24 protein-coding genes and 2 tRNA genes are annotated in these 26,800 nt (G+C 71.1%); 9 read left to right on the forward strand and 17 right to left on the reverse strand.

Going from position 1 to position 26,800, the window contains the following annotated elements; genetic code table 11:
- Position 1: 1 nt before the first annotated feature.
- From ACFVVU_RS21660 to ACFVVU_RS21685, 6 genes are all read right to left on the reverse strand, one after another.
- Positions 2-1,045 carry a UDP-N-acetylmuramate dehydrogenase gene (locus ACFVVU_RS21660; protein ID WP_387791696.1) on the reverse strand — a complete coding sequence of 348 codons (1,044 nt, stop codon included), beginning with the start codon at positions 1,043-1,045 and terminating at the stop codon, positions 2-4.
- Positions 1,046-1,101: 56 nt separating this feature from the next.
- The gene (locus ACFVVU_RS21665) at positions 1,102-1,524 is read right to left on the reverse strand and encodes a MaoC family dehydratase (protein WP_355358240.1); all 423 of its coding nucleotides are present in this window, start codon (positions 1,522-1,524) and stop codon (positions 1,102-1,104) included.
- Between the two features lie 5 nt (positions 1,525-1,529).
- The gene (locus ACFVVU_RS21670; RefSeq protein WP_380686413.1) at positions 1,530-1,991 is read right to left on the reverse strand and encodes a MaoC family dehydratase N-terminal domain-containing protein; all 462 of its coding nucleotides are present in this window, start codon (positions 1,989-1,991) and stop codon (positions 1,530-1,532) included.
- A 118-nt stretch (positions 1,992-2,109) separates the two neighbouring features.
- Positions 2,110-2,274, reverse strand: coding sequence for a 50S ribosomal protein L33 (rpmG, locus tag ACFVVU_RS21675; RefSeq protein ID WP_006604855.1), 165 nt, complete (start codon positions 2,272-2,274; stop codon positions 2,110-2,112).
- A gap of 84 nt (positions 2,275-2,358) precedes the next feature.
- A tRNA-Met gene (locus ACFVVU_RS21680) sits at positions 2,359-2,431 on the reverse strand.
- A 43-nt stretch (positions 2,432-2,474) separates the two neighbouring features.
- Positions 2,475-2,547, reverse strand: a tRNA-Thr gene (locus ACFVVU_RS21685).
- Between the two features lie 239 nt (positions 2,548-2,786).
- Here ACFVVU_RS21685 and ACFVVU_RS21690 point away from each other — a divergent pair.
- Positions 2,787-4,070, forward strand: a complete 1,284-nt coding sequence (locus ACFVVU_RS21690) for a hydrolase (protein WP_380686415.1) — start codon at positions 2,787-2,789, stop codon at positions 4,068-4,070.
- 206 nt (positions 4,071-4,276) lie between these two features.
- Here ACFVVU_RS21690 and ACFVVU_RS21695 read toward each other — a convergent pair whose 3' ends face one another.
- From ACFVVU_RS21695 to ACFVVU_RS21730, 8 genes are all read right to left on the reverse strand, one after another.
- The gene (locus tag ACFVVU_RS21695; RefSeq protein WP_380689486.1) at positions 4,277-4,957 is read right to left on the reverse strand and encodes a response regulator; all 681 of its coding nucleotides are present in this window, start codon (positions 4,955-4,957) and stop codon (positions 4,277-4,279) included.
- Complete coding sequence (locus ACFVVU_RS21700; protein WP_387791580.1) at positions 4,954-7,554, reverse strand: ATP-binding protein; 2,601 nt, start codon at positions 7,552-7,554, stop codon at positions 4,954-4,956. Before ACFVVU_RS21700 ends, ACFVVU_RS21695 begins: the two co-directional genes overlap by 4 nt.
- Before the next feature lie 125 nt (positions 7,555-7,679).
- The gene (gene kdpC, locus ACFVVU_RS21705; protein ID WP_387791582.1) at positions 7,680-8,303 is read right to left on the reverse strand and encodes a potassium-transporting ATPase subunit KdpC; all 624 of its coding nucleotides are present in this window, start codon (positions 8,301-8,303) and stop codon (positions 7,680-7,682) included.
- Between the two features lie 19 nt (positions 8,304-8,322).
- On the reverse strand, positions 8,323-10,461 hold the full coding sequence (gene kdpB, locus ACFVVU_RS21710; RefSeq protein ID WP_387791584.1) for a potassium-transporting ATPase subunit KdpB: 2,139 nt from the start codon (positions 10,459-10,461) through the stop codon (positions 8,323-8,325).
- Positions 10,461-12,122 carry a potassium-transporting ATPase subunit KdpA gene (gene kdpA / locus ACFVVU_RS21715; RefSeq protein WP_387791585.1) on the reverse strand — a complete coding sequence of 554 codons (1,662 nt, stop codon included), beginning with the start codon at positions 12,120-12,122 and terminating at the stop codon, positions 10,461-10,463. The genes kdpB and kdpA overlap by 1 nt, the downstream gene beginning before the upstream one ends.
- A gap of 1 nt (position 12,123) precedes the next feature.
- A complete protein-coding gene (gene kdpF / locus ACFVVU_RS21720) occupies positions 12,124-12,213 on the reverse strand; it encodes a K(+)-transporting ATPase subunit F (RefSeq protein WP_387791587.1) in 90 nt (29 codons plus the stop codon).
- A gap of 343 nt (positions 12,214-12,556) precedes the next feature.
- Positions 12,557-14,560, reverse strand: a complete 2,004-nt coding sequence (locus ACFVVU_RS21725) for an APC family permease (RefSeq protein ID WP_387791698.1) — start codon at positions 14,558-14,560, stop codon at positions 12,557-12,559.
- Positions 14,561-14,914: 354 nt separating this feature from the next.
- Positions 14,915-16,759 carry an APC family permease gene (locus ACFVVU_RS21730; protein ID WP_387791589.1) on the reverse strand — a complete coding sequence of 615 codons (1,845 nt, stop codon included), beginning with the start codon at positions 16,757-16,759 and terminating at the stop codon, positions 14,915-14,917.
- A 313-nt stretch (positions 16,760-17,072) separates the two neighbouring features.
- Between ACFVVU_RS21730 and ACFVVU_RS21735 the strand changes: the two genes are divergently transcribed.
- Entirely contained in the window at positions 17,073-17,768 is a 696-nt protein-coding gene (locus ACFVVU_RS21735; protein ID WP_387791591.1) for an HAD family hydrolase, read from the forward strand.
- A gap of 625 nt (positions 17,769-18,393) precedes the next feature.
- On the opposite strand, the gene ACFVVU_RS21740 is transcribed toward ACFVVU_RS21735, so the two are convergent.
- The 3 genes from ACFVVU_RS21740 to ACFVVU_RS21750 all read right to left on the reverse strand — a co-directional run bounded on the left by ACFVVU_RS21740 (position 18,394) and on the right by ACFVVU_RS21750 (position 22,596).
- A complete protein-coding gene (locus tag ACFVVU_RS21740) occupies positions 18,394-20,562 on the reverse strand; it encodes an ATP-dependent endonuclease (protein WP_387791593.1) in 2,169 nt (722 codons plus the stop codon).
- 502 nt (positions 20,563-21,064) lie between these two features.
- Entirely contained in the window at positions 21,065-21,751 is a 687-nt protein-coding gene (locus tag ACFVVU_RS21745; protein ID WP_387791595.1) for an HAD family hydrolase, read from the reverse strand.
- Positions 21,748-22,596, reverse strand: a complete 849-nt coding sequence (locus ACFVVU_RS21750) for a GntR family transcriptional regulator (RefSeq protein ID WP_387791596.1) — start codon at positions 22,594-22,596, stop codon at positions 21,748-21,750. Before ACFVVU_RS21750 ends, ACFVVU_RS21745 begins: the two co-directional genes overlap by 4 nt.
- Positions 22,597-23,023: 427 nt before the next feature.
- Between ACFVVU_RS21750 and ACFVVU_RS21755 the strand changes: the two genes are divergently transcribed.
- The 7 genes from ACFVVU_RS21755 (at position 23,024) to ACFVVU_RS21785 (ending at position 26,800) form a co-directional block, all read left to right on the forward strand.
- Complete coding sequence (locus ACFVVU_RS21755) at positions 23,024-23,302, forward strand: hypothetical protein (protein ID WP_387791597.1); 279 nt, start codon at positions 23,024-23,026, stop codon at positions 23,300-23,302.
- 91 nt (positions 23,303-23,393) lie between these two features.
- Positions 23,394-24,416: a DUF2637 domain-containing protein gene (locus ACFVVU_RS21760; RefSeq protein WP_387791598.1), complete on the forward strand. Its 1,023-nt coding sequence runs from the start codon at positions 23,394-23,396 to the stop codon at positions 24,414-24,416.
- The gene (locus ACFVVU_RS21765) at positions 24,413-24,655 is read left to right on the forward strand and encodes a hypothetical protein (RefSeq protein ID WP_387791600.1); all 243 of its coding nucleotides are present in this window, start codon (positions 24,413-24,415) and stop codon (positions 24,653-24,655) included. Before ACFVVU_RS21760 ends, ACFVVU_RS21765 begins: the two co-directional genes overlap by 4 nt.
- A complete protein-coding gene (locus tag ACFVVU_RS21770; RefSeq protein WP_350561805.1) occupies positions 24,652-24,888 on the forward strand; it encodes a hypothetical protein in 237 nt (78 codons plus the stop codon). Before ACFVVU_RS21765 ends, ACFVVU_RS21770 begins: the two co-directional genes overlap by 4 nt.
- 1 nt (position 24,889) lies before the next feature.
- Positions 24,890-25,069, forward strand: coding sequence for a hypothetical protein (locus tag ACFVVU_RS21775; RefSeq protein WP_387791602.1), 180 nt, complete (start codon positions 24,890-24,892; stop codon positions 25,067-25,069).
- A 171-nt stretch (positions 25,070-25,240) separates the two neighbouring features.
- Positions 25,241-26,377 carry a hypothetical protein gene (locus ACFVVU_RS21780; protein ID WP_387791603.1) on the forward strand — a complete coding sequence of 379 codons (1,137 nt, stop codon included), beginning with the start codon at positions 25,241-25,243 and terminating at the stop codon, positions 26,375-26,377.
- 15 nt (positions 26,378-26,392) lie between these two features.
- Positions 26,393-26,800 (forward strand): hypothetical protein, encoded by a 408-nt coding sequence (locus ACFVVU_RS21785; RefSeq protein ID WP_376086213.1) that lies wholly within the window; start codon positions 26,393-26,395, stop codon positions 26,798-26,800.

The following is a 26,800-nucleotide window of genomic DNA, read 5'->3' on the forward strand; positions in this document are numbered from 1 at the left end:
GCTAGAGGCTGACGCCCACCATCACCGGCTCGTTGACCAGCTCCACCCCGAAGGCGGCCCGCACCCCGTCGCGGATCTCGCGGGCCAGCGCCAGCAGGTCCTCGGTGGTGGCGGCGCCGCGGTTGGTGAGCGCCAGGGTGTGCTTGGTGGAGAGGGTCGCCGGACCGCTGCCGTAGCCCTTGCCGAACCCGGCCTTGTCGATCAGCCAGGCGGCCGAGGTCTTGGTGCGCCCGTCCGGCGCCGGGTAGGCGGGGGCGGTCAGCTCGCGCCCGGTGGCCACCGCCAGGAAGGCGGCGTACTGCTCGGCGCTCAGCACCGGGTTGGTGAAGAAGGAGCCCGCCGACCAGGTGTCGTGATCGGCCGCGTCCAGCACCATGCCCTTGCCGGCCCGCAGGCCGAGCACCGCGTCGTGCGCCTCGCGCAGGCCGACCCGCTCGTCCTGGGCCACCCCGAAGTGCTTGGCGACCTCGGCGTAGCGGACCGGGGTGGAGCGCCCGGCGGCATCCTCCAGCGCGAAGCGGACCCGCAGCACCACGTAGCGGTCCGGGTCCGCCTTGAAGCGGCTGTGCCGGTAGGAGAAGGCGCAGGCCTCGTTGCCGAGGGTGACGGTCTCGCCGGAGCGGCGGTCGTAGGCGACCACCTCGGTGACCGACTGGGCGACCTCCTGGCCGTAGGCGCCGACGTTCTGCACCGGGGTGGCGCCGGCCGAGCCGGGGATGCCGGCCAGGAACTCGATGCCGGCCAGGCCCGCGTCGACGGTGCGGGCCACCGCGTCGGCCCACACCTCACCGGCCGCCAGCTCCAGCGCGGTGCCGTCGAGGACGAAACCGGTGGTGGCGATCCGCAGCACGGTGCCGGGGAAGCCGGCGTCGCCGATCACCAGGTTGGAGCCGCCGCCGATCACCAGCAGCGGCTCCCCCGCCGCGTCCGCGGCGCGGACGGCGGCGATCACCTCGTCATCGGTGTGCGCGGTCACCAGGCGGCGGGCCGGACCGCCGAGCCGCAGGGTGGTCAGCGGGGCGAGGGGGGCGTCGAGTTCTTCCAGCACGCCCCCCAGCGTACGGGGGTCCCGTACGCCGCCCCGCCCCGGCCGGGGCGCGCTCAGGCCAGCCGGACGACCGCCCGGGACATGCCGAGCACCTTCTGGCCCCCGTAGGTCGCCAGCAGGTCGACCTGGACCTTGTGGTCGTCGAGCAGCTTGGCCACCTTGCCGGAGACCTCGATCACCGAGCCGACCCCGTCGTTGGGCACCGGCACCGGACGGGTGAACCGGACGCCGTACTCAAGAACCGCGGAGGGGTCGCCGACCCAGTCGGTGACCACCCGGATCGCCTCGGCCATGGTGAACATGCCGTGCGCGATGACGTCGGGCAGGCCGACCTCCAGGGCGAACTTCTCGTTCCAGTGGATCGGGTTGAAGTCGCCGGAGGCCCCCGCGTACTGCACCAGAGTGGCGCGGGTCACCGGGAAGGACTGCGCCGGCAGCTCGGTGCCGGCCTCGACCTCGTCGTAGCGGACCGTCATCGGGCTCACTCCCCCGTCGTCTCGTCGGCGGCCCGGGCCACCAGGGTCATGACGGACGTCACCACGTGCTCGCCGGACTCGTCCGCGATCTCACCACGCACGGTGAGCACGTCGTTGCCGGCCAGCGACTTGATGTTGTCCACGGTGACCGCCACGGTCAGCCGGTCACCGGCCCGCACCGGGCGGGTGTGGACGAACTTCTGGTCGCCGTGCACCACCCGGCTGTAGTCCAGACCGAGCTCCGGGTCCTGCACCACCTGGGCGGAGGCCCGCATGCTGAGCAGGATCGGGAAGGTCGGCGGGGCGATCACGTCCGGGTGACCCAGCGCCTTGGCCGCCTCCGGGTCGGTGTACGCCGGGTTGGCGTCACCCACCGCGGCGGCGAACTCACGGATCTTCTCGCGACCGACCTCGTACGGCTCGGTGGGCGGATACGTCCGCCCGATGAAGGAGGGGTCGAGTGCCATCGGCAAGCTCCTCGGAAACGCGGTGGACAAACGAAAAAACTCCGGACCGCAACCCAGTGAGGGATGCGGCCCGGAGTCAAAGACCTGATTCACACAGGCCCGATGCCCTACGACAGGGTCAGCGGGTCTCGCGGTGCGCGGTGTGCGAGTTGCAGCGGGGGCAGTGCTTCTTCATCTCAAGACGGTCCGGGTCGTTACGCCGGTTCTTCTTGGTGATGTAGTTCCGCTCCTTGCACTCCACGCAGGCCAGCGTGATCTTCGGGCGGACGTCGGTGGCAGCCACGGGAGTGCCTTCCTTGGACAATGAATAAGAACACAGACAAGAGTAGCCGACCGGGAGTGCGATCTCCCGACCGACTACGCGGGGTAGCGGTGACCGGACTTGAACCGGTGACACAGCGATTATGAGCCGCTTGCTCTACCAACTGAGCTACACCGCCACAGTGATCCGGAGCACAGCCGAAGCTGACTCCTTCTCACCAGAGCCCCCATGCGGAATCGAACCGCAGACCTTCTCCTTACCATGGAGACGCTCTACCGACTGAGCTATAGGGGCGAACGAGGAAGAGATTACACGTTCCGCGCCCAGAGGTGAAATCCGTATCCGGCGGCGAAGTCCGCAGGTCCACGGCACGCACGGCCGATCGATCGAAGGCCGGGCGTTCGACCGGCCTCCCCGGCGGCGGCCCGACCCGATACGACTATTGCCCGCCTCCCGGCACCCCGGGCCCGCCGCCCGTAGGCTCGGCGCTCATTGACGCGAGCAGGAGCCGGACGCGAGCAAGGAGCCGGGCGATGGACAGCGCAGCCGCCGACGGACCGCAGCCCGGATCCGGCCCGGCCGCCAACCCGCTCGGGCACGGACCCGTCCTGCTGCTCACCGGGGCCAGGCTGGCGGACGGCCGGGTGGTGGACGTACGGATCAGCGGCGACCGGATCCAGGCCGTCGGCACCGCCGGCGGGCTCGGGCCGCTGCCCGCGCTGCCCGGCGCCCCCACCGTCACCACCGGCGCCCGGATCGACCTGCGCGGCTACCTGCTGCTGCCGGCCCCGGCCGAGGCGCACGCCCACTACGACGTGGCCTTCTCCGCCGCCCTGTCCGCGCCGCCGCCGGAGACCTCCACCGACCTCACCCGCCGGGTCACCGAGGCCGCGCTGACCTCGCTCGGCTACGGCTCGACCGCCCAGCGCACCCACGTCCGGATCGGCGACGTGCACGGGCTGCGCCGGCTGGAGGCGGTGCTCACCGCCCAGCAGGCGCTGCGCGGCCTCGCCGAGCTGCAGGCCGTGGCGATGCCCCGGCTGCTCACCGGCCGGGCCGGGGCGGACGGCCGGGCCCAGCTGCGGGAGGCGCTCAAGCTCGGCGCCACCGCGGCCGGCGGCTGCCCCGAGCTGGACCCGGACCCGGCGGGCTACGTCGAGCTGCTGCTGGAGGCCGCCCGGGAGGCGGACTGCCCGGTGGACCTGCACACCACCGCCGCCGACCCGGGCCGGCTGGCCCGGCTGGCCGGGGCGCTCGCGCCGCTGCGGCCGCGGGTGGTGGTCGGGCCGTGCGGGTCGCTGGCACCGGGCGCCTCGACGGTGCTGGCCAGTGCCGGCATCCGGGTGGTCTGCCTGCCGCAGAGCGGCGGCTGCGCGGGGCTGGAAGGCCTGGCCGCCGGGCAGCGGCCGGCCCTGCTGCGCGAGCTGGTGAAGGCCCGGGTGCCGCTGGCGGCCGGCAGCGGATCGCTGCGGGACGGCGCCAACCCGGTCGGGCGGGCCGATCCGCTGGAGGCCGCGTACCTGCTGGTGGCGGGCGGCGTCATGGACGTGGAGGCGGCGTACGACGCGGTCTCCAACCAGGCGCGGGTGGCGCTCGGGCTGCCGCCGGTCCGGGTGGACGCCGGTTTCCCGGCCGAACTGCTGGCGGTGCGCGGGGACAGCCTGGCCGGGGCGCTGGCGGGCGGACACAGCCGGCTGGTGGTGCACAGCGGACGGGTGGTCAGCCGGACCAGCGCGGTGCGCGAGTTCGCCGACACGGTGGTCCTGGCGCTGCCCCGGCAGTCGGACGGCACGGACGGGCGCGGGCCGAACGAGTGATCGGGGCGCGCGGCCCTGTGCCGCGCGCCCCTCCCCCACTGCTGGCCGCCTGAGCGGCGAAGCGGCCCCGGACATCCCCCACGTGGAGCGGGGCCGCTTCCTCACCGCTGACGCTACGCCCGCGAACGGGTGGTTCCGGCGCCTCTTGACGGCCTGTTGGCGGCGGGGCCGCCGTCCTTGACGGCTTGTTGACGCCCGAGCGGGCCTCAGGGCTCGTAGCGGTAACCGATCCCCGGCTCGGTGATCAGATGGCGCGGCCGGGCCGGGTCGCGCTCCAGCTTCCGCCGCAGCCCGGCCAGGTAGACCCGCAGGTAGTTGCCGCGCTGCTCCTGGGCCGGTCCCCAGACCTCGCGCAGGATCTGCCGCCCCGGCACCAGCCGGCCCGGGTTGGCCAGCAGCAGGGCGAGGATCCGCCACTCGGTCGGGGTGAGCCGCACCGGGCCGTCCGGGCCGGTCACGGTGGTCGCGGCGAGGTCCACGGTGTGGTCGCCGATCACCGGTGCGGGCGCGGCCGGACCGTCGGCGGCCGGCGGACGGCGCAGCACCGCGCGCAGCCGGGCCAGCAGTTCCTCCATCAGGAAGGGCTTGGTGAGGTAGTCGTCGGCGCCCGCGTCCAGTGCGCCGATCCGGTCGGCGGCGCCGGAGCGGCCGGACAGCACGATGATCGGCACCGCGCTGCGGCGCCGCAGGCCGCGCAGCACGTCCATGCCGTCCAGGTCGGGCAGGCCGAGGTCGAGCAGGACGGCGTCGGGGGCGCGGTGCGCGGCGCGGTCCAGGGCCTCGCCGCCGGTGGTGGCGGTGCGGACGGCGTACTGCCGGGCGCCGAGGTTGATCCGCAGGGTGCGCAGCAGCGCGGGCTCGTCGTCGACGACGAGGATCTCGCTCATACGGGGACCTCCCCCTCGGAGGGCAGCTTCGCGGTGGGCAGCTTCGCGGTGGGCGGCTTCACGGCGGGCAGGGTGAGCAGCATGGTGGTGCCGCCACCCGGGGTGTCCTCGACCTCCAGGCTGCCGCCCATGGCCTCGGCCAGACCGCGGGAGAGGGCGAGGCCGAGGCCGACACCCTGGGTGTTGTCGGTGTCGCCGAGGCGCTGGAAGGGCAGGAAGACCCGGTCGCGGTCCTCGGGGGCGATGCCGGGGCCGCGGTCGATCACCCGCAGTTCGACCTGACCGGCGTGGTGGCTGGCGGCGACCAGGACGGGCGCGCCGGGGGCGTTGTACCGCAGGGCGTTGGTGATCACGTTGGCGAGCACGCGTTCCAGCAGCGGCGGGTCGGCGAGCACGGGCGGCACGGTCTCCAGGTCGAGCGGCTGGACGGGCGCGTAGGGGTCGGCGAGCGAGTCCAGGGCGCGCGGCAGGATCTCGTCGAGGTGGGTCTCGGCGAGGTGGAGGGTGAGCGCGCCGGCCTGGAGGCGGCTCATGTCGAGCAGGTTGTCCACCAGACGGGTGAGTTTGACCAGCGACTCGTCGGCGGTGGCGAGGAGTTCGGCCTGGTCCTCCGGGGAGAACTCGACGTCGGGGCTGCGCAGCGAGCCGACCGAGGCGAGGGCTGCGGCGAGCGGGGTGCGCAGGTCGTGGCTGACGGCGGCGAGCAGGGCGGTGCGCATCCGGTCGGCGGCCCTGATCGGTTCGACCTCGGCGGCGACCACGGCGAGCCGGTCGCGTTCCAGGGCGGCGGCGACGTGCGCGGCGAAGGCGGTGAGCACCCGCTGGTCGGCGGCGGGCAGCCGACGGCCGGTGAGGACGAGGACGGCGTCGGCGCCGACCGGGACCTCGGTGGTCCCGTCGGCCTGCCCGGGGTCGGGTTCGCCGCCACCACCGCCGCTGCCGCCGTCGCCGTCGCAGGAGGCCAGCACCTCGCCGCCGGTGCGCTCCAGCAGGGCGACGGTGCGCATCCCGAAGGCGGTGCGGGACTTCTCCAGCAGGGCCGGCAGCGCGTCGGCCCCGCGCAGCACGCTGCCGGCCAGGGTGGAGAGGGTCTCGGCCTCGGCGGTGGCCCGGGCGGCCCGGGCGGTGAGCCGGGTGGCGTGGTCGACCACGGTGGAGACGGTCAGCGCGACGGCGGCGAAGACCACCAGGGCGATGATGTTGTTGGTCTCGCCGATGGTGAAGTTGTGGACCGGCGGGATGAAGAAGTAGTTGAGCAGCACCGAGGCGACCAGCGAGGCCACCAGGGCCGAGGTCGCGCCGCCGAGCAGGGCCACCGCCACCACGCCGAGCTGGAAGATCAGCGCGTCGGTGGTGAGGTTGACCGTCTCGTGGAACTGCGAGAGCAGCGCGGTCAGCAGCCAGGGCACCACCAGGCCGGAGAGGAAGCCGGCGACGGTGCGCCGCCGGGAGTGGCGGCGGCCGAGCGCGGGCAGCCGGCCGCGGCCGGTGAACGCGTGGGTGACCATGTGGACGTCGATGTCCTCGGAGGCGTCCACGGTGGTCTCGCCGATGCCGGGACCGGTGAGGAAGCGGGCGATCCGGCCGCGCCGGCTGGTGCCGAGCACGAGCTGGGTGGCGTCGTGGGCGCGGGCGAAGGCGAGCAGCGCGGTGGGGATGTCGTCGCCGACGACCACGTGGTAGCTGCCGCCGAGGCTCTCCGCCAGCTGCCGTTGCTGGGCGAGGGCGCCGGAGGAGGCGCCGGCCAGGCCGTCGCTGCGGGTGACGTGGACGGCGAGCAGGTCGCCGCCGGCGGTGCGGTCCGAGATCCGGGCGGCGCGGCGGATCAGGGTCTCGCCCTCGGGACCGCCGGTGAGGGCGACCACGACGCGTTCGCGGGTCTCCCAGACGCGGTCGATGTTGTGGCTGGCCCGGTAGTCGCGCAGGCCCTCGTCCACCCGCCCGGCCACCCAGAGCAGGGCGAGTTCGCGCAGGGCGGTGAGGTTGCCGACCCGGAAGTAGTGGGAGAGCGCGGCGTCCACCTTCTCCGCCCGGTAGACGTTGCCGTGGGCCATCCGGCGGCGCAGCGCCTGGGGGGCCATGTCGACGAGTTCGATCTGGTCGGCCCGGCGGACCACCTCGTCCGGGACGGTCTCGCGCTGCGGGATGCCGGTGATCTTGCGGACGACGTCGTTGAGCGACTCCAGGTGCTGGACGTTGACGGTGGTGATGACGTCGATCCCGGCGTCGAGCAGGTCCTCGACGTCCTGCCAGCGCTTGGCGTTGCGCCCGCCGGGGACGTTGGTGTGGGCGAGCTCGTCGACCAGGGCGACGGCCGGCCGGCGGGCCAGCACGGCGTCGAGGTCCATCTCCTCGAAGTCGGCGTCCCGGTAGGAGCGGTGGGCCCTCGGCAGGACCTCCAGGCCGTCGAGCATCGCCTCGGTGTGGCGGCGGCCGTGGCACTCGATCCAGCCGACGACGACGTCCGCGCCGCGGTCGTGTCTGCGCCGTGCCTCGTCCAGCATCCGGTAGGTCTTGCCGACACCGGGGGCGGAGCCGAGGTACACCCTCAGCCGGCCGCGTCGGTGACCGGTGCCGGGGGTGAGGTCGCGGGCCATGGGCGCTGCTCTTTCCTTGCGTGGCTGGCAGGTCGGTGGTGCGCGGACACGGGCGGCCGGCCCGGGCGGCGGGTGTTCCGCTCGCCCGGGCCGGCCCGGTCATTCGACTTCTCGGTGAATGGTCGTCACTTCTGTTCCGCCAGCGCCTTGTTCAGCAGCACGACGTTGACGCCCGGCTGTCCGAGGAAGCCGAGTGGGCGTCCGTCGGTGTACCGGTCGACCAGCTCGCGGACGGTGTCCACCGGCAGGTCGCGGGCCTTGGCGACCCGGTCGACCTGTTCCCGGGCGTAGGCGGTGGAGATGTGCGGGTCGAGGCCGGAGCCGGAGGCGGTGACCGCGTCCGCGGGGACGCTCGCCGGGTCGACGCCGTCGAACGCGGCGACGGCGTGGCGGCGCTCCTCGACGGTCTTGGTGAGGTCCTCGCTGTTGGGGCCCAGGTTGGAGGCGCCGGAGGCCTTGGGGTCGTAGGCGCCGGGCCGCGGCTGGAACCACCGCGGGTCCGGCCGGGGGGCCTCGTCCGGGTCGTCCGGGTTCTGCTTGGGCAGGTTGAAGTTCTGGCCCAGCAGGCTGGAGCCGGCCTCCTTGCCGTCGACCTTCACGATCGAGCCGTTCGCCTTGTCGGCGAAGGCCAGTTGGGAGATGCCGGCGACCAGCAGCGGGTAGGCGATGCCGAGGAGCACCGTCAGGACCAGCAGGGCGCGCAGCGCGGTGAGGTGGGTGCGCACGGCGGTGGGCAGGGGCTTGGACATGAAACGCTCTCCTCTCTTGTTAGTTGAGGCCGGGGATGAACTGGACGACGAGGTCGATCAGTTTGATGCCGACGAAGGGGACGACGAGGCCGCCGAAGCCGTAGAGGCCGATGTTGCGGCGCAGCAGCGAACCGGCGTCGGAGGGGCGGTACTTCACACCGCGCAGGGCCAGCGGGATGAGGCCGATGATGACCAGGGCGTTGAAGACGATGGCCGAGGTGATCGCCGACTGCGGGCTGTGCAGGTGCATGATGTTCAGCTTCTCCAGGCCCGGGTAGACCGCCGCGAACATCGCCGGGATGATCGCGAAGTACTTCGCGACGTCGTTGGCGATGGAGAAGGTGGTCAGGGCGCCGCGGGTGATCAGGAGCTGCTTGCCGATCTCGACGATCTCGATCAGCTTGGTGGGGTTGGAGTCCAGGTCGACCATGTTGCCGGCCTCCTTGGCCGCCATGGTGCCGGTGTTCATCGCGACCCCGACGTCGGCCTGGGCGAGGGCGGGGGCGTCGTTGGTGCCGTCGCCCGTCATCGCGACCAGCTTGCCGCCGGCCTGCTCCTTCTTGATCAGGGCCATCTTGTCCTCGGGGGTGGCCTCGGCGAGGAAGTCGTCCACGCCCGCCTCCTCCGCGATGGCCCGGGCGGTCAGCGGGTTGTCGCCGGTGATCATGACGGTCTTGATGCCCATCCGGCGCAGCTCGTCGAACCGCTCCCGCATGCCCTCCTTCACCACGTCCTTGAGGTGGATGACACCCAGGACCCGGGCGGGCGCCCCACCGACCCGGGTGGCGACGACCAACGGGGTGCCGCCGGCCGCGGAGATGCCGTCGACCAGGGCGGACACCTCGTCGGTGACGGTGCCGCCGTTGGCGCCGACCCAGTTGGACACGGCCGCGGCCGCGCCCTTGCGGACCTGCTGGAGCCCTTCCGGTTCGTCGAGGTCGACGCCGGACATCCGGGTCTGCGCGGTGAACGGCACCCAGGTGGCGTGGTCCAGCTCGCCCTGGGCGCGGGCCCGCAGGCCGTAGCCGGTCTTCGCCAGGACGACGATCGAGCGACCCTCCGGCGTCTCGTCCGCGAGGGAGGAGAGCTGGGCGGCGTCGGCCAGTTCGTCGGTGGCCACGCCGGTCACCGCGAGGAACTCGGCGGCCTGGCGGTTGCCGAGGGTGATGGTGCCGGTCTTGTCGAGCAGCAGGGTGTTGACGTCGCCGGCGGCCTCGACGGCGCGCCCGGACATCGCCAGCACGTTGCGCTGGACCAGCCGGTCCATGCCGGCGATGCCGATCGCCGAGAGCAGCGCGCCGATGGTGGTCGGGATCAGCGCCACGATCAGCGCGACCAGCACGATCATCGACTGCGGGGCGCCCGCGTAGGTGGCCATCGGCTGCAGGGTGACGACCGCGACCAGGAAGACGACGGTCAGCGAGGCCAGCAGGATGTTGAGCGCGATCTCGTTGGGCGTCTTCTGCCGGGCGGCGCCCTCGACCAGGGCGATCATCCGGTCGATGAAGGTCTTGCCGGGCTCGGAGGAGATCCTCACCACGATCCGGTCGGACAGCACCTTGGTGCCGCCGGTCACCGCCGAGCGGTCGCCGCCCGACTCCCGGATCACCGGCGCGGACTCGCCGGTGATCGCCGACTCGTCGACCGAGGCGACGCCCTCGACGACGTCACCGTCACCGGGGATGACCTGGCCGGCCTCGACCACCACGTGGTCGCCGAGCCGCAGCGCGGTGCCGGCCACCTCCTCCTCGGCCCGCGTCGCCGGCCAGTCGGTGAGGCGGCGGGCCAGGGTGTCGGTCTTGGTGCGGCGCAGGGTGTCCGCCTGCGCCTTGCCGCGGCCCTCGGCGACGGCCTCGGCCAGGTTGGCGAACACGGTGGTCAGCCAGAGCCAGACGGTGATCGACCAGGCGAACACCGACGGGTCGGCTATCGCGGAGACGGTGGTGACGACCGAGCCGACCTCGACCACGAACATCACCGGGTTCTTGACCATCACCCGGGGGTCGAGCTTCTTCACCGCGTCCGGGAGGGACGCCAGGATCAGCCTGGGGTCCAGCAGCCCGCTCGCCACGCGGTGCGGCGCCCCGGCGGACGCCGTCGGCGGCTGCGCGGCCGGCTTCCCGGCCTGCTCGGATTCTTCGGTCAGGGTGGAGGACATCAGGAGAGACCTTCCGCGATCGGCCCGAGAGCCAGGGCCGGGAAGTAGGTGAGGCCGACGACGATCAGGACGACGCCCGACAGCAGGCCCACGAACAGCGGCTTGTGGGTGGGCAGGGTGCCCGGGGTGGCGGGGACCGGCTGCTGCTGCGCGAGCGCGCCGGCCAGGGCGAGGACGAAGACCATCGGCAGGAACCGGCCGAACACCATGGCCAGACCGATCGCGGTGTCGTACCAGTCGGTGTTCACGGTGATGCCGCCGAACGCCGAACCGTTGTTGTTCGCGCCCGAGGTGAACGCGTACAGCACCTCGGAGAAGCCGTGGGCGCCGGAGTTCAGCATCCCGGCCCGCTCACCCGGCAGCGACATCGCCACACCCGTGCCGACCAGCACGAGCGTCGGCGTGGTCAGGATGTACAGCGAGGCGAACTTCATCTCCCGCCCGCCGAGCTTCTTGCCCAGGTACTCCGGGGTGCGCCCGACCATCAGGCCGGCCACGAAGACCGCCACGACCGCCAGCACCAGCATCCCGTACAGGCCCGAGCCCACCCCGCCGGGCGCGATCTCGCCCAGCATCATGTTGAACATCGTCAGCCCGCCGCCGAACGGCGTGTACGAGTCGTGGAAGGAGTTCACCGCGCCGGTCGAGGTGAGCGTCGTCGACGCCGCGAACAGGCTGGACGCCGCGATGCCGAAGCGCTGCTCCTTGCCCTCCATCGCCCCGCCGGCCGCCTGCAGGGCGCTGCCCGCGTGCTGCGACTCGGAGAGGGTGATCAGCGCCGTCGAGGCGATCCAGAACAGCGCCATCACCGAGACGATCGCGTAGCCCTGGCGGTGGTCGCCGACCATCCGGCCGAAGGCGCGGGGCAGCGCGAACGGGATCAGCAGGATGAGGAAGACCTCGACCAGGTTGGAGAAGCCGCTCGGGTTCTCGAACGGGTGCGCCGAGTTGGCGTTGTAGAAGCCGCCGCCGTTGGTGCCCAGCAGCTTGATGACCTCCTGGGAGGCCACCGGGCCGCCCGGGACCGCCTGCGGGTCGCCCGCCAGGCCGGCCACCTCGTGGAAGCCGTGGAAGTTCTGCACCACGCCGCTCGCCACCAGGACCAGGGCGAAGACGATCGCGACCGGCAGCAGCAGCCGCACGCTGATCCGGGTCAGGTCGACCCAGAAGTTGCCGACCCGGTCGGTGCGGTTGCGCGTGAAGCCGCGGATCAGGGTCGCGACCACGGCGATGCCGACGGCCGCGGAGACGAAGTTCTGCACCGCCAGGCCGGCCATCTGGGCCAGGTGCCCCATCGCGGCCTCGCCGCTGTAGGACTGCCAGTTGGTGTTCGCCACGAAGGAGATCGCGGTGTTCCAGGCCTGGTGGCCCGGCATCTGCTCGACGCCCAGGCCCAGCGGCAGCCACTGCTGGAGGCGGATCAGACCGTAGAGGAAGAGCACGGAGACGGCCGAGAAGGCCAGCACCGAGCGCAGGTAGACCGGCCAGCGCTGGTCGGCGTCGGCGTCCACGCCGATCACCCGGTAGAGCGCCTTCTCGGCTCTCAGGTGCTTGGAGGTGGTGAGGATGCGGGCGATGTAGTCGCCCAGCGGCCGGTAGCACAGGGCCAGCGCGCCCACCAGGGCGAGGACCTGCAGCCAGCCCGCGAGAGTCGAGCCCATGTCAGAACTTCTCCGGGTAGATCAGCGCCAGGACGAGGTAGCCGACGAGCGCGACGGCCACGATGAGACCCACGATGTTCTCGGCGCTCACAGCTTCTCCACCCCCCGCGCGATCAGGGCGATGACGCCGAACACGGCAAGCGTGACGGCGACGTAGATGAGATCGGACATGGCTCCACCACGGTGGCTCGGAGGTGGCCGCTGCCCGCGTCCGGGGCGAACCACGGACCTGCGGGGCACGGCGCCGGCGGCGGGCCGGCCATGCCAGCCAACCGCGCTCACGGAGCGTCAACGGATCTCTTGACGCCCTCCATACGGCGCCCGTTCGATTGTTGACGGGCTCCATACGGCGGCTTGTCCCGACCGTGACCGGGTACGCGAAGGCCCCGGACGGCGGGTGCCGTCCGGGGCCCTGCTCCTCCCCCGCGCGGTGGCTACGCGCGCTCGGGCGACCTCTCGCGCTCCGGCTCCCCGTGCTCCGGGCGGGACGCCGGCTCGCCGCGCCGGACCGCGCCGGGGGCGCGCCGCGAGGGCCGGTTCGCCCGGCTGGAGGAGGTCAGCTGCCACGGCACGCTGATCACCATCACCCCCGGTGTGAACAGCAGCCGGCTCTTCAGCCAGAGCGCCGACTGGTTGTGCAGCAGGTGCTCCCACCAGCGGCCGACCACGTACTCGGGGATGAACACCGCCACCGCGTCCCGCGGGCTGCTGCGCCGCCGGTCCCGCACGTACTGCACCACCGGCTTGGTGATCTCCCGGTACGGCGAGTCCAGCACCTTCAGCGGCACCTGGACGTCCAGCTCCCGCCACCGGCGCTCCAGTTCCCCGGTGGCGTCCTGCTCCACCGCGACGGTGAGCGCCTCCAGCGAGTCCGGCGCGAACGCCTGCGCGTAACCGAGCGCCCGCAGGGTCGGCTTGTGCACCTGGGAGACCAGCACGATGCCGTGCACCTTGGACGGCCGCACCGACGCGGCCCGCACGTCGTCCACCGCCAGCTCCTCGGCGACGCCGTCGTAGTGCCGGCGGATGCCGCGCATCATCAGCCACAGCACCACCGCCGCGACCACCGCCAGCCAGGCGCCCTGGGTGAACTTGGTCAGCAGCACGATGACCAGCACCAGCGCCGTGGTGACCGCGCCGAAGAAGTTGATCGCCCGGGAGCGCTGGGCGGAGCCGCGCACCGACGGGTCGGTCTCGCCGGCCAGGGCCCGATTCCAGTGCCGCACCATGCCGATCTGCGACAGCGTGAACGAGGTGAAGACGCCCAGGATGTAGAGGTGGATGAGGCTGGTGACGTCCGCGTCGTACAGCCAGAGCAGCCCGCCGGCCACCACCGCGAGCGCGATGATGCCGTTGGAGAAGGCCAGCCGGTCGCCGCGGGTGTGCATCTGGCGGGGCAGGTAGCGGTGCTCGGCCAGGATCGAGGCGAGCAGCGGGAAGCCGTTGAACGCCGTGTTGGCCGCCAGGATCAGCACCAGCGCGGTGACCGCCTGCACGGCGTAGAACAGGACGCTGTGGTCGCCGCCGAAGATCGCCGCCGCCAGCTGGGCGATCACGGTCTGCTGCGGCGCGCTCGCGCAGTCCCCGGGGAAGCCGGTGAGGTGGCAGGTGTCGTCGGTGATGTGGACCTTGGAGATCAGCGCCAGGGAGGTGATGCCGACGAACATGACCACGGCCGTGGTGCCCATCACGGCCATCGTGGCGGCGGCGTTGCGCGACTTCGGTGCCCGGAACGCCGGCACGCCGTTGGAGATCGCCTCCACCCCGGTCAGCGCCGTGCAGCCGGAGGCGAAGGCCCGCAGGCCCAGCATCAGCAGCCCCAGCCCCGCCAGGCTGTCCTTGCCGTCCTCCGGAACGATCCCGTACCCGGCGCTGGACGCCACCGGCGCGTGGCCGAACGCCACCCGGATCAGACCGGTGACCACCATCAGCAGGATCGCGCCGATGAAGAGGTAGGTCGGCGCGGCGAAGGCCTTGCCGGACTCGCGCACGCCGCGCAGGTTCATCGCCATCAGCAGCAGGACGAAGCCGAGCGCCAGCTCCACCCGGTGGTCCGCCAGCGAGGGCAGCGCCGAGATGATGTTGTCCACGCCGGAGGCCACCGAGACGGCGACCGTCATCACGTAGTCGACCAGCAGCGAGGCGGCCACCACCAGGCCCGAGTTGGCGCCCAGGTTGCGGGAGACCACCTCGTAGGAGCCGCCGCCGCTCGGGTAGGCGTGCACGACCTGGCGGTAGGACATCACCACGACCGCCATCAGCGCGACCACGCCGGCCGCGACCCACGGGGTCAGGTAGAGGAAGGCGGTGCCGCCGACGGTGAGCACCAGCAGGATCTCCTGGGTCGCGTAGGCGACCGAGGAGAGCGGGTCGGAGGCGAAGATCGGCAGGGCCAGGCGCTTGGGGAGCAGCGTCTCGCCGAGCTCCTCGCTGCGCATGGCCTTGCCGATCACGAGGCGCTTGAGCGCCTGGGGCACGTTGAACACATCGGCGAGCGTAAGCGCGTGCGACAGGCGCGCAATGGGCCGTTCCGGCGTGCCGACGGCGTCCGGCGGGACGGACGGGCGGGATGTTTCCGCTGGTCGAAGCCGCTATGGACGGGCTTTCCGGGCGGGTCGGGGGCGTTTCGAGGGCGCCGAGGAGGGCCGTTAAGACATCGTCAAGATATGACGATCGCTCCATTTACATGGGGCATATCGGCGCAATTCCATCAGGGGGGGCTGTTCGCATTCGTGCGCCGTTCACCTCCGCGCACCGCCCGCCTCCCCGGGCCGTTCACCTCCCGGCGCCGTTCACATCCGCAGCCGGAGCCGGCAGACCACCGCGTCGGTGTGCCGGCGCAGCGCCCGGTCGATCACCGCGCCGCGGCGGTTCTGCAGCGCCCGCTGCCAGGGGCGGACCGGCTCGACCTCGGGGATGAGGACGGTGAGGCGGTCGTAGACGTGTTCGGCGGCGAGGTCGTTGACGAAGGCGGCGATCGGCTGCCCCAGGCGGCGGTGGCCGTCGGCGATCTCGACCAGCGGAACGCCGGGCCGCCACAGCTCCCAGTCCCGGCGCAGCGCCTCGGCCTCGGCGGGCTCGTGGACGACCGTGACGGCGACGACCTCGTCGCCGAGCGAGAGCGCGGCGGACAGGCCGTCGCGGGTGAGCCGGGTGATCGCGGTGACCGGGACCACGACCAGGCTGCGCTGCGGGGTGAGCGGTCCGGGGACGCGCCCGAGCTCCAGCCGCTCGCCGATCCGGGCGTAGCCGCGGTGCACCGCCTCGAACAGCAGCACCAGCAGCGGCAGGGCCAGGCAGATGCCCCAGGCGCCCTCGGTGAACCTGGTGCCGGTGACGACGAGGGCGGCGGTGCCGGTGAGCAGCGCGCCGAACCCGTTCAGCGCCGCCTTCCACCGCCAGCCGGCCGGCTTCAGCAGGCACCAGTGGCGGACCATGCCGACCTGGCAGACGGTGAAGCCGACGAACACGCCGATCGCGAAGAGCGGGACCAGGCTGTTGACGTCACCGCCCGAGCCGACCAGCAGCAGCGCGGAGACGGCGGCCAGGAAGAGCACGCCGTGCCGGTGCACCTGGCGGTCGGCGCGCAGCGCGAAGACGTGCGGCAGGTGGTTGTCGCGGGCCAGCAGGTGGAGCAGGACCGGCAGGCCGCCGAAGGAGGTGTTGGCGGCCAGCCCGAGCAGGACCACGGTGGCGAACTGCACCAGGTAGAAGGCGGCCCCGTGCCCGAGCGAGGCGTCGGCCAGCTGGGCGAGCACGGTGACGCCCTCGACCGGCTGGAGGTGGAAGCGGCCGATCAGCAGGGCCAGTCCGATCAGCATCACGCCGAGCAGCGCGCCGAGCGCGACCTCGGTGCGCTGCGCGCGCTTCACGCCCGGCACGCGGAAGGACGGGACGGCGTTCGCCACCGCTTCCACGCCGGTCAGCGCCGAGCACCCGGCCGCGAAGGCCTTGAGCAGCAGCAACGCGCCCACCGCCGTCGCGTTGTCGGCCAGCACGGAGGCGTGGCCGTCGGCCGCCGCGGTGCTCACCGGCGCGTCCCGGAACAGGCCGACCACCACGATCGTCAGGATCGACAGCACGAAGACGGCCGTCGGCGCCATGAACCAGCGGGCCGACTCGGCGATCCCGCGCAGGTTCACCGCCGTCACCAGCGCCAGCACGCCCAGGCAGAGCCAGACCCGGTGGCCGTACAGGCCCGGCACCGCGGAGGTGAGCGCCGCCACGCCGGCCGTCACCGAGACCGCCACGTTCAGGATGTAGTCGATCACCAGCGAGGCCGCGGCGGTCAGCGCCGTCCGCCGGCCCAGGTGCGCCTTGGCCACCGCGTACGAGCCGCCGCCGTCCGGGAAGGCCGCGATCACCTGCCGGTAGGAGGCCACCAGCACCACCAGCAGCACCGCGATCGCCGCCGTGACGGGCAGCGTGAACCCCAGGCCGTACGCCCCCGCCGCGGCGAGCACCAGCACCACGGACTCCGGCCCGTACGCCACCGAGGCCATCGCGTCCAGGGAGAGCGCCGCCAGACCGCCGAGCGCGGTCAGCCGGTGCCGGTCCGCCGCGCTCGCGCCGGTATCCGGCGGCTCGGGCTCGGCCGCGGGGGTCGCGGCGGCGGCCGGGGCGAGGGGGCTGGACATCGGACGGAACCTCCGCAGTCGATCGGTTGCTCCGATCCTGCGGGCGGCGGCCGGTCCCGCCCCACGGCCCCTACGCGTTCCTGACGCGCCGTCGCCCACCCTTGACGGGCCCCTGACGGCGGCTGGGCAGGATGGGCGGACCGCTTGTCCCGGCGGGCGCCGGTTGGGAAGACGATCGGCTCCTGGGAAGGACTCCCGGCGGCCGAGCTGAACGGTCCGACCCCACCCTGCCCCACCACTGTGCTGCCTCATCCATGTAATTGCAAGCCATTCGCAATAACCCCCACCCCCCTTCATCCGCTACCCTCCGCACATGCCACCTCACCCTCAGCTCTTTCCTTCCGTCCTGTCCTCCTCACCCCTCCTCCTGATCGACCTGGACCACACCCTGGTCGAACGCGACGGCGGCCCCGAGGCCTGGACCCCCGCCTTCTGCGCCGCCCACGACCTGCCCCCCGAGGCCGCCCCCGTCGTCTACGCCCTCTTCCGCGCCGACCGCTCCCCGTCCGGCTTCGGCCGCATCGGCGCCCGCTACCGCCTCCCCTACTCGGGAGCCACCCTCTGGAAGCAGCACGTCACCCACGAGGCCGCCCGCACCCGCCTGATCCCCGGCGTCCCCGAAGCCCTCGCCGCACTCCGCGCGGCCGGCTGGACCATCGCCGTCGTCACCAACGGCTCCACCGACATCCAGCGCGCCAAACTCGCCCGCACCGGCCTGCTCCCCGCCGTCGACGTCGTCTGCGTCTCCGAGGAGGCCGGCGCCCGCAAACCCGACCCCGGGATCTTCCACCTCGCCGCCGCCCGCCTCGGCCGCACCCTCACCTCCGCCGACTGGATGGTCGGCAACAACCCCGACACCGACCTCGCCGGCGCCCACGCCGCCGGCCTCCGCTCCATCTGGATCACCCCCACCCCGCCCCCGTCCCTCCCCCCGTCCCACCCCACCCCCACCCACACCGCCCCCGACACCCCCACCGCCGCCGCCCTCCTCCTCACCCTCCCCCGATGAGCCCCGAAAACGACGAAAGGCCCCCGACTCACGTCTCCGTGAATCGGGGGCCGTCCATCCATCCTGTGGCTGGTGCAGGGTTCGAACCTGCGTAGCTTGCGCGACAGATTTACAGACCGCTGACCAGGGGCGCTCTGACCTGTGAGATCTTGCGCACAGACTGGATCTGGTCCGCCACTGGTCCGGATCATGGTCCGGGCGGCGCCTGCCAACGGATGCGTGTCGGCAGGCTCGGAGCGGGCTGTTACGACTTTCGCCACTTCATCAAGGCACCTCGCTCTGCTCGGCAGGCAGCCGAAGACTGGAAGTCGCGCCAACGGTGGACCAGAGACACCGGCGGTGGTCCCCAGCCTCAGGAGCTACTAAAAGCAACCTCACGCAAGGTCCAAGGGTCGCGCCTGTGACGCGACGGCGCGCCTTCCACCGACGCACGCCGCTTCCTGTCTACGCCCCGGCCTGCCTCGCCGTCGTCGGCCGCGCCCGCAAGGGGCGGGAGCCAAGGCCGAGGCGTAGACAGGCATGCTCCAGACTTCACACCCGCGGCGGGAGTAAGCACGGACGACAAATGCCGCGACCAACCCTGGCATAGCCAGGGGTGGGCGGTCCTGTCGCACGAGCATGCCCGTCACGCGGGAGCACCATTCGGTTCGCCACTTGCCTGTGCCGGGATCAAGGAAGGTTGAGACAGGCCTGTATTGAAAAACTTTTCAAAGATCAGATCAAACTCGCATGCCCCACCACCGAAGGCGGGGAGCCCACGGATATCATCCGCCGTTACATACCTCTCACAGAAATCCTGAGCCCGGACGTTCTTGTTGCTCGACTGATTCTCTTCAAGGGGCGGATAGTAGTCTTCAATCGCACCCCGCTCCCACACAAAGATATTCTCTTCCCGCAGAGCCAAGATCAGCTTCACCTTCACCTCCCTGATGCTCTCATCCGCCGGTGACCTAAGAATATCGCGTTGCGCCTGAGATGCCGAGCGATTGAAGAATTCGCCAATTGCAAGGTTCAAGTCATGCCACTCACACTCTCCTCTCTCAAACTCTTCACGCTTCTTCTGAGCCTCCCGCCAGAGGCCTTGAAGTGCACCACTCTTGCGCATTTTTCTCAGAGTTTCACCGGTGGGTTCCGTGGAGTCGACCGCAGTCTGTGCAGCAGCCGCCTCGGTGACCTTCCCGATCAGTAGATCCCTGAGCGATTTACATTTTTCGCTCGCGCCAAGCTTGTCAAAATCCCCCTGTAGGGCATCAAGGTCGGCGAGCACAGAAACCTTCATCTCGAACTTCTCAAAGAATGATCGATATCGGGAGATGCTCCCCTTCCCCTCCACTTTTGCGATAGTGGCAGAGTGCTTACTGAAGTCCCATCCTGGATTCAGCGTTCGGGAAATATGCGGAATAAGAATGTGGTCACTTGGGCCTTCTACCAGCAGAACCGAGTCGGAAAAGAATGCCGCCTCATTGTTTTCGTGCTTGATAATTTCGAACTGGTCTCGCGATTCCATGTCGTGCACATCCACCACGCACGCCCGACTCGCTGGGGGACTACTTTCGTGATCTTTAATAATCTTAACGAAGGTGCCGGTGGCGCGCGGGGCAAAGAAGGAGGGAGAATGTGTGGTGACGAGCACGTCGTTGAAGTCAGAGAAAAACTTCAACGCGTCGAACAGTTGCTTCTGTGCGCGCGGATGCAGGAAGACCTCCGGCTCCTCGAATAGGAGGAGGTACGGCTGCTGCGCGCTAGGCGCTCCGTCCGGCTGGGCCGTCTTCAAATCAACATACGTGCGAAGCATTGCAAACGTGACGGACCTGCGCAGACCGTCACCCTTAGTACGAAAATGCCCGCTTACCCCATCATTGATAGAGATCTCGGCCTGAGCCAGCAGGCTTCGCAGCTCTGGCGGCGGAATTTCCAGGCGCACGTTCGCGCGAGGAAAGGAGTCCTGAAGGTTTCTTTGGATGAGCCCTTCAATTTCCCGGACCTCATCCAGGCGATTATCCTCAACTCCACCGTCCTCTAGCGTCACGACGTTAAGCTGCTTGCGCAGACTGCCGAAAGATGCCGCCAAACTTGGCAACTGATGCTCAATCTGTCCGAATAGAAGGGTGAGCAGCCTGCCGAATGTCGAAGAGTCTGTCGTCTTAACGTCGTCATTGAGCTCCTTTACGGCCGGAATATAGATTGGCTCAGGAAGGAGTGGGGAGATGGATTTATCCATCCCGGTTGGCAGCTTCTCTTCCCCCATTACGAGTTCATCTGATGCCAAGTTGGAGATAGTCTCTTTGAGCTCTCTCCTCACGGCCGCCCGATTGACCTTTCCATCAAGCTTGTCGTAAATCTCGGGATAGGTGGCCTTAACATTCGCCGCTATCACGTCGGCCGAAAGCCCAGTTTTGAGGGTCTCGTCAATTGCTACTTTTCCGTATCGTGCTTCGGCTGGGACCATCGAAACGATTCGGAGCTCACCCTTCCCTGGCCCGTCGTATACTTTGACCAAGGTAAGCGAGCCATCAACGATGTCGGGTGAGATGCGAGTCCTATGCTTTTCTTCAAGTCGCAGGAGGTCGGAATCGGTAATCCCAGCGAACGCCACCTGGATGCGAATCCTTTTGGATGCGTGGAGGAAGTCAGAAGAGAGTGCGCTTGCGCCTCGGAAGAAAAAGTTGAGCGCCTGAAAAACCGAGGATTTTCCAGCGTTATTCTCACCAATGAGGCAGCCGAATCGAGAAAGCGGGATATCGACGCTCGCAAGCCCGCGAAAGTTCTCGATCTTGATCCTTGAAATGCGCATGGCGCTCCACTTCCATCGCCCCTGTGGTCACACGGGTCGCAGGCGTCCTAGCCTATGAGCGCAGCCCGCGCCTGTCAGGACTTTGCGCCCGGAACCGGCTAACGCGGGCAGATCGACTGATGGCTGGTCAAAGGGGGCTTGTTCCGGCTCGCTGCTCTTGGATGGGTACGAGCGGGTGCGGGGGCTGTGGTTGGGGTCACGCGCAAGGGAGCGGATCGGCCGAACGATCCGTTGGAGGCCCTCCCTGCCCCGGAGTTCTTCACGGGCTGGTGGCCATGCCAGGTTGGCCAAGGGTCGCGGGCGGAAACGGAGAAGAAGCCAGCCACCAGGCAGCACAACAAGCGTGCAGGTCAGCCAGATAGCGCAACGCTCGTTCTCCAGCCATGCTCTCCTGCGGCCCCGTCGGTGAGTCCCCGAGCCACCTCTGGGCTGTATGACGTCAACCGGAGCCAACCAACGTTGACAACCACCGACAGCAAACGGGCTGGTCCGAACTTGGACATTAGGTCAGGGCATCCGCGATGACCTGCATCGAGTACGCAACCACCACGGCGCCGGCGGCGGCCAACTTGACGTCCTTCCCTGGCTTGTTGGCGTAGCCGATCGTCGGAACGCCGGCGGCCTCCCCAGCCTCGACGTCACGGGCCGCATCACCAATGAAGATGCAGTACTCCAGCCCGGTGCCCGCGGCTTCCATGGCTTCGAGCAGGAGGCGCGGGTTCGGCTTCATGGAGGAGGGGTCGCCCGGGGCGCGTCCGAAGACACCGGCCACGTATTCGCTTAGGCCGTGCTCGGTGAGGTAGGCCCCGATGGCCGCGCCCGCGTTGTTGCTGACCACAGAGACCAGCCGACCGGAGCGGATGGCAGCCCGAAGAACCGACTCTCCGCCCGGGGTCGGGCGGGCGGCCCGGACGGCTTCGGTCTCCAGCGCGGCCAGTGCGGCGTCCGTGCTCTCCACGAGATCGGGCCGGGCGTCCGAGACTAGGCGAAGCAGCGCGAGCGGGTCCCTCTCGTCCTCCGCCCCAGCCGGGGCCTGCTCGCCGGCGGCGAGCAGGCCCTCGCGGAGTCGGCGCGCGACCTCCGGAGCGGGAAGGCCGGCGAAGACTGAGCACACCGGGCCATCGAAGTCGAGCAGCACGTGCTTCACCGGCCGCAGCACCTCCGCGAGTTGCTGAGGGGTGGTGTTCATGGCTGCCGCTCGTACGCGATCGTGCTCCACACGCTGTCGAACCACATCTGGGCCTGTTGGACGTACTGCGAGCCGAGCGAGGCGTCATCCGGGCCGGCGGCGTGGTGGAACAGAGTGGTGTCCTTGCCGGTCACGTCGTAGAAGGTGTGGGCGGTGTCGTCGATCGCCACGGTGCGTTCGCGGAGCGGGTAGAAGCCGAAGAACGCCTCCGACCGGTTCAGGATGTACAGCTTGAACAGGCTGGACGCCCGGTGGACCTTGACCTGGACGTTCGCCTTCTGGACCAGGCCCAGCTCGGCGAGCATCTCCACTGAGTGCGCGATCCCGCCGGCGTTCGTCAGGGCGATGTTGCGGGCGCGCTGCCGGAGGGCGGCCTCGTCCTGGAGGCCGTCGACGAGCACCGGCACGGCCATGGGTGCCGTGGTGTCCGGCAGCAGGAGCCGAATGGTGATGGACTCCGGCGCCAGCCGGCCGGAGCGGACCTTGTCCAGCGGCTCCTGGAGCGCGTTGTGCAGCGTCTCGCTGGAGAAGCCGGCGAAGTCGAGGGTCACCTGCTGCTGCTCGAAGGCCGCCTCAAGGTGAGGCCGCAGCCCGACCGGCCGGGACGTCCGCTCCCTGACGAAGGACCCGCTCCCCTGCCGCGTCACGATCAGCCCCTCGGTGCGGAGCAGGTCGAGCGCCTTGTCCACCGTGCCGCGCGCCACGCCGAAGTGCTTAGCCAGCTCGGGGCCTGAGGGGAGCTTGTCGCCGGTCTCGAAGCCCGGCTTCTTGGTGAGGATCGAGGCCCGCAGAGAGCTGCCGACCTGCTGATACGGGGGGCGCGAGTCGTCCGGGTCCAAGGCCATGGGCCAATGCTAGGGCAGGTGCCCAACAGGCGCGAGAAACCCAACTCTCTTGACCTGCCTAGGCAGGTTCTCTATGTTGTGAGTGTCGCACCGAGTGAGACAGGGGTGACACAGAGGGGCCTTCTTTGGGCTGCTCTGACCTGCACGAATGCGCCCGTAGATGGCCGGCCTTCCGCCGCGCCCAGGGCGAAGGGGCCCGGGACAGATCGGGCCGAGGCATCCCGGCGCCTTGTCAGATCGGAGACCTAGATCAAAAGGCCGCGCCCGCCTGCAAGGGCGCAGGACCTGCTGGCCGCCCTGGGCAACCGGGGCGGCCAGTGCTGTTGATCAACGTTGGTCGGGCCTGTGAGAACGGGGCCGCCGCGCCTTCCTTGGCCGGAGCGCGGCGGCCCCTCACGGGCCCACACCCCAGAGAAGAGGTAGGCCCATGAGGCTGATTATCGCGGGCCAGACAGCCGCGGACGGCGACGAGTTCGCCGAGTTGGCGCTCGGCGTGGACGAGCAGTTGTTCGCCGGGGTCGCCGGCGAGGGCGAGATCGAGCGCGCGGCCCGGCTGGACGCGGCGCACGCGATGCTGGCGGACCTGCGCCGGGAGGACCCGGAGCTGGCCGCCTTCGCCGAGCGCCTGCTGCGGTGGGCGCCGGTGCCGTTGCGGCGCCCGGCAGTCATCCGGCGCACGGCGAGCACCCTCCGGGTGGCGGCGTGAACGCCAACGAGTTCACCGCGCTCACGTCCGCCGTGAGCGCGCTCACGAGCCGCTCACGGTGCCCGGTTCGGGGGTCGCGATGAAGGCGGCGATGAGTCCCGCTCAGATCCGCTCCGCCGAGCGTGCGCTGTCCGTCGGGACGTGGGCGATCACGTTCGGTGCGGTGCTGTACAGCGTGCTCACGGTGACCCCGCTCATGGCCGGCCACACCCCGCCGGGCTGGGAGTGGACGGCGCCGATCCTGCCGCTCGTGGTCGACGCGGCGGTGGTGATCGTCGTGCGTATGGACGCCACGCTCGCCCGCCTGAACGGCGACGGCGGGCGGTGGCCGGTGGTCCTGCGCTGGATGACCGGTCTCATGACGGTGCTGCTCAACGTGGGTCTGTCCGCCCTGGACCGGGACCCGGTCGGGGTGGCGGTGCACTCGGTGGCGCCGCTGATGCTGATCGTCACGGCCGAGACGTCGCTCGCCTACCGTCGGGCGATCGGCGCCGCACTGGCCGCCCGAGAGGCTTCTGAGCGGGCCGAGCGCGAGCAGAGCGAACAGCGGGCCGAAGCCCGGCGCCAGGAGGAGCGGGCGGAGCGGATCGCCCGGTTCGAGGCCGCCGAACGGGCCGAGCGTGAGCGCCGTGAGCACGACGCGCTCATGGTCCGCGAGCAGCGTGAGCACGAGGAGCGCATCGCCCGCGAACAGCGCGAGGAGACCGCGCACCGCGAGGCGGCGGAGCGCGAGGAGAAGGCCCGGCGGGAGGCTGCCGAGCGGGCCGACCGCGAGCGCCGTGAGCACGAACGGCGTGAGCGTGAGCGCCGTGAGCGCGAGGCAAGCGAGCGTGAGCGCGACGCCCGGGCCGAGGCCGAACGACGCGAGCGGGAGGCCGCCGAGCGCGCCCGCGCCGAGCTGCTGGCCGCCGGTCCCGCCGAGGAGCGCCTACCGGAGGAGCGTGCCCGCGAGGTGGTCAAGGCCGCCATCGAGGCCGGGCTGCCGCAGCGCCAGGCGGTGGAACTGACCGGCTGGTCCGCCGGCTGGATCGCCGCCCGCTACAAGGAACACCCCGCCGCCCGGCCCGCCTTGCACGCCGTCCCCACCACGACCGCTGAGGAGCAGGCATCGTGACCGTCGAGCCCACGGCCGACCCGCAGTTCATCACCTACATGGCCGCCTTCCAGGCCGCCACGGAGCACACCGCCACCTGCGAGCTGTGCCAGGACGGACGGCCCTGCCCGATCGGCGACCCGATCCACCACGCCTTCCTCACCGAGAAGACCGCCTGGGAGGACGAGCAGCGCCACCGCTTCCGCAGCCTGCAGGTCGACTCCGGCGTGCCGGGCGGCAAGGACGGCGGTGCGAAGTGAAGGCGATCACCTCCCTGCCGCTGGTCGGCACCGTCCGCCGTGACGGCGTGGCCTACCGGGTCGCCGACCCCGTGCCGCTGGACGTGGTCAGCGGCCTGATCCGCGAGCCGTGGTGCTCGCGCCTGGTGGTCTCCGACGCCCGCAACGGCGGCGCCGGCCCCGCCGAGTTCACCGCGATGTGCGTGGTCGACGGCGAGCCGTTCGTCCTGGTCGGCCGGATCGGGGGCCGCTGAGATGGCCCTCCTCTCCCGCCGCTCCGAGTCCCGGCCCAGCACGCGCACCGACACCCCGGACCACGTCGACGCCGACGGCCGGACCTGGACCGGCGCCGACTACGACGAGGCCCGCGCCAACGGCCGCCCGCTGAACGCCCCGCGCACCAGCCACAGCAACAACCAGCTCAGCCGCCGCTGACCGCCCGAGGCGCGCACCCCGCACACCCTCCCGTGTGCGGGGTGCGCGCCTCTCCTGACCTGGAGAAACGCACGTGATCGGCAACCTGATCTGCCTGCTCCTGCTCAGCGGGGACGCGGCGCTCACCTACTACTGCATCCGCCTGCTGGCCCGCTGCGGGGGGTGGAACCGGTGACCACCACCCCGCCGCCCGGTGACTGGGACGACGACCTCGCGGACCTGCTGCAGAGGCTCGCCGCCTACACCACCCCCACCACTCCCGGGCCCGCCCCCACGCCGCCGGCCCCGCCGCGGCCCACCGTGCCGCCGATGCCCTCGGCGCCGCCGACCGTCCCGCCCCCGGGCCCGGCCGGCCCGGCCGCCGCCGAGCCGGTCAACGCCCCGGAGTGGTGGCGCAAGGACGGCCCCACCCCCGTACACACCCCCGTCCCGCTCGGCGCCGCCCAGGGCGACCAGGGCGCCGCCCGGCCGTCCATGGAGGCCGCCGCGGCCGCGTTCTGGGCCCCCGTCGGGCGGATCCTCACCGAGCAGGTCCCGCACATCGCCTCGCAGGTCGGCCTGCAGGTCGGCCAGCTCCTCACCGAGACCGAGGCCCAGCGCCACGCCCGCGAGCAGGTCCAGTACGAGGCCCTGATCAACTCCCAGCGCGCCCTGCGCGACGCCCAGTTCGCCGCCGCCGGCGAAACTCCCGAGCAGCGCGCCGAGCGCCACCGCGTCGAGCAGATCCTCACCCCCGACCACCGTCGGGACGACCTGGTCGGCCTGGTCGACCTGCTCGCCGACCGGATCAGCGAGACCCCGGAGGAGCGCGCCGCCCGCCGCCAGGCCGAACAGGAGCTGGACCGGCAGCGGGCCCGCGCCAGGGAGGACGCCGTCCTGGCCGCCCGGGGGGAGACCCCCGAGCAGCGCACCCGCCGCCACCGCCGCCAGCAGCTCGCCGACCGCCGCGAAGCCGCCACCCGGGCCCGCCGCCGGCGCCGCCGCGCCGCCCGCGCCAAGGCCCCGTCCGACCGCACCCGGCGCTTCCGCCGCTGGTGCACCCTCACCGCGATCAGCGCGACCGGCGGCTACGTCACCGGCCTGGTGCCGCTGATCAGCCCCGGCGGGCCGCTCGTCGGCCTGCTGCTGGCCGCCTTCGGCTGGGGCCTGGACCTGCTCGCCCGCGACGGGGGCCGCCTGCGGGTCTCCGAGGTCCGCGGCCCCGGACCCCTCGCGCTCCTGGTCGTCCTGCGCGTCCCGGTCGCCTCCGGCATCGCCGTCGCCCTCGGCCTGGGCCCCGCCATCGCCGCCCTCCCTCTCTACCGCTGAAGGAGCACACCCACCATGAGCAGCCTCATCGCCCTGGGCAGCGGCGGCGCCGCCACCGTCGCAACCTTCTACCTCTACGTCGGCATCCGCGGGAAGAACAAGATCGACGTCAAGCCGGACAACGTCCCCTACTGGTCCTACGGCATCGGGCTGCTCGCGGCCAACGCCGGCGCCGCGTTCCAGCAACTGCCCACCATCGGCCAGCAGTTGAACGACGCCTTCCAGGGCAACCCCGCCATCGGGGAGTGGAAGCCCGGCGCCACCGCCGCCATCGCCACGATCGCGGTGTTCGGGCTCGCGCCCCGCGCGTGGAAGGACGCCCTCCTCGGCGCCATCAGCCCCTCCCTGTTCGTCTACGCCGGGGGACTGTGGGCCATCCCCGGCTCGTTCCTCAGCAGCCTCCTCACCTCGGTCGTGGCCTGA

It is taken from the genome of Kitasatospora sp. NPDC057965, from assembly GCF_042887135.1.
Taxonomy (GTDB): Bacteria; Actinomycetota; Actinomycetes; order Streptomycetales; family Streptomycetaceae; genus Kitasatospora.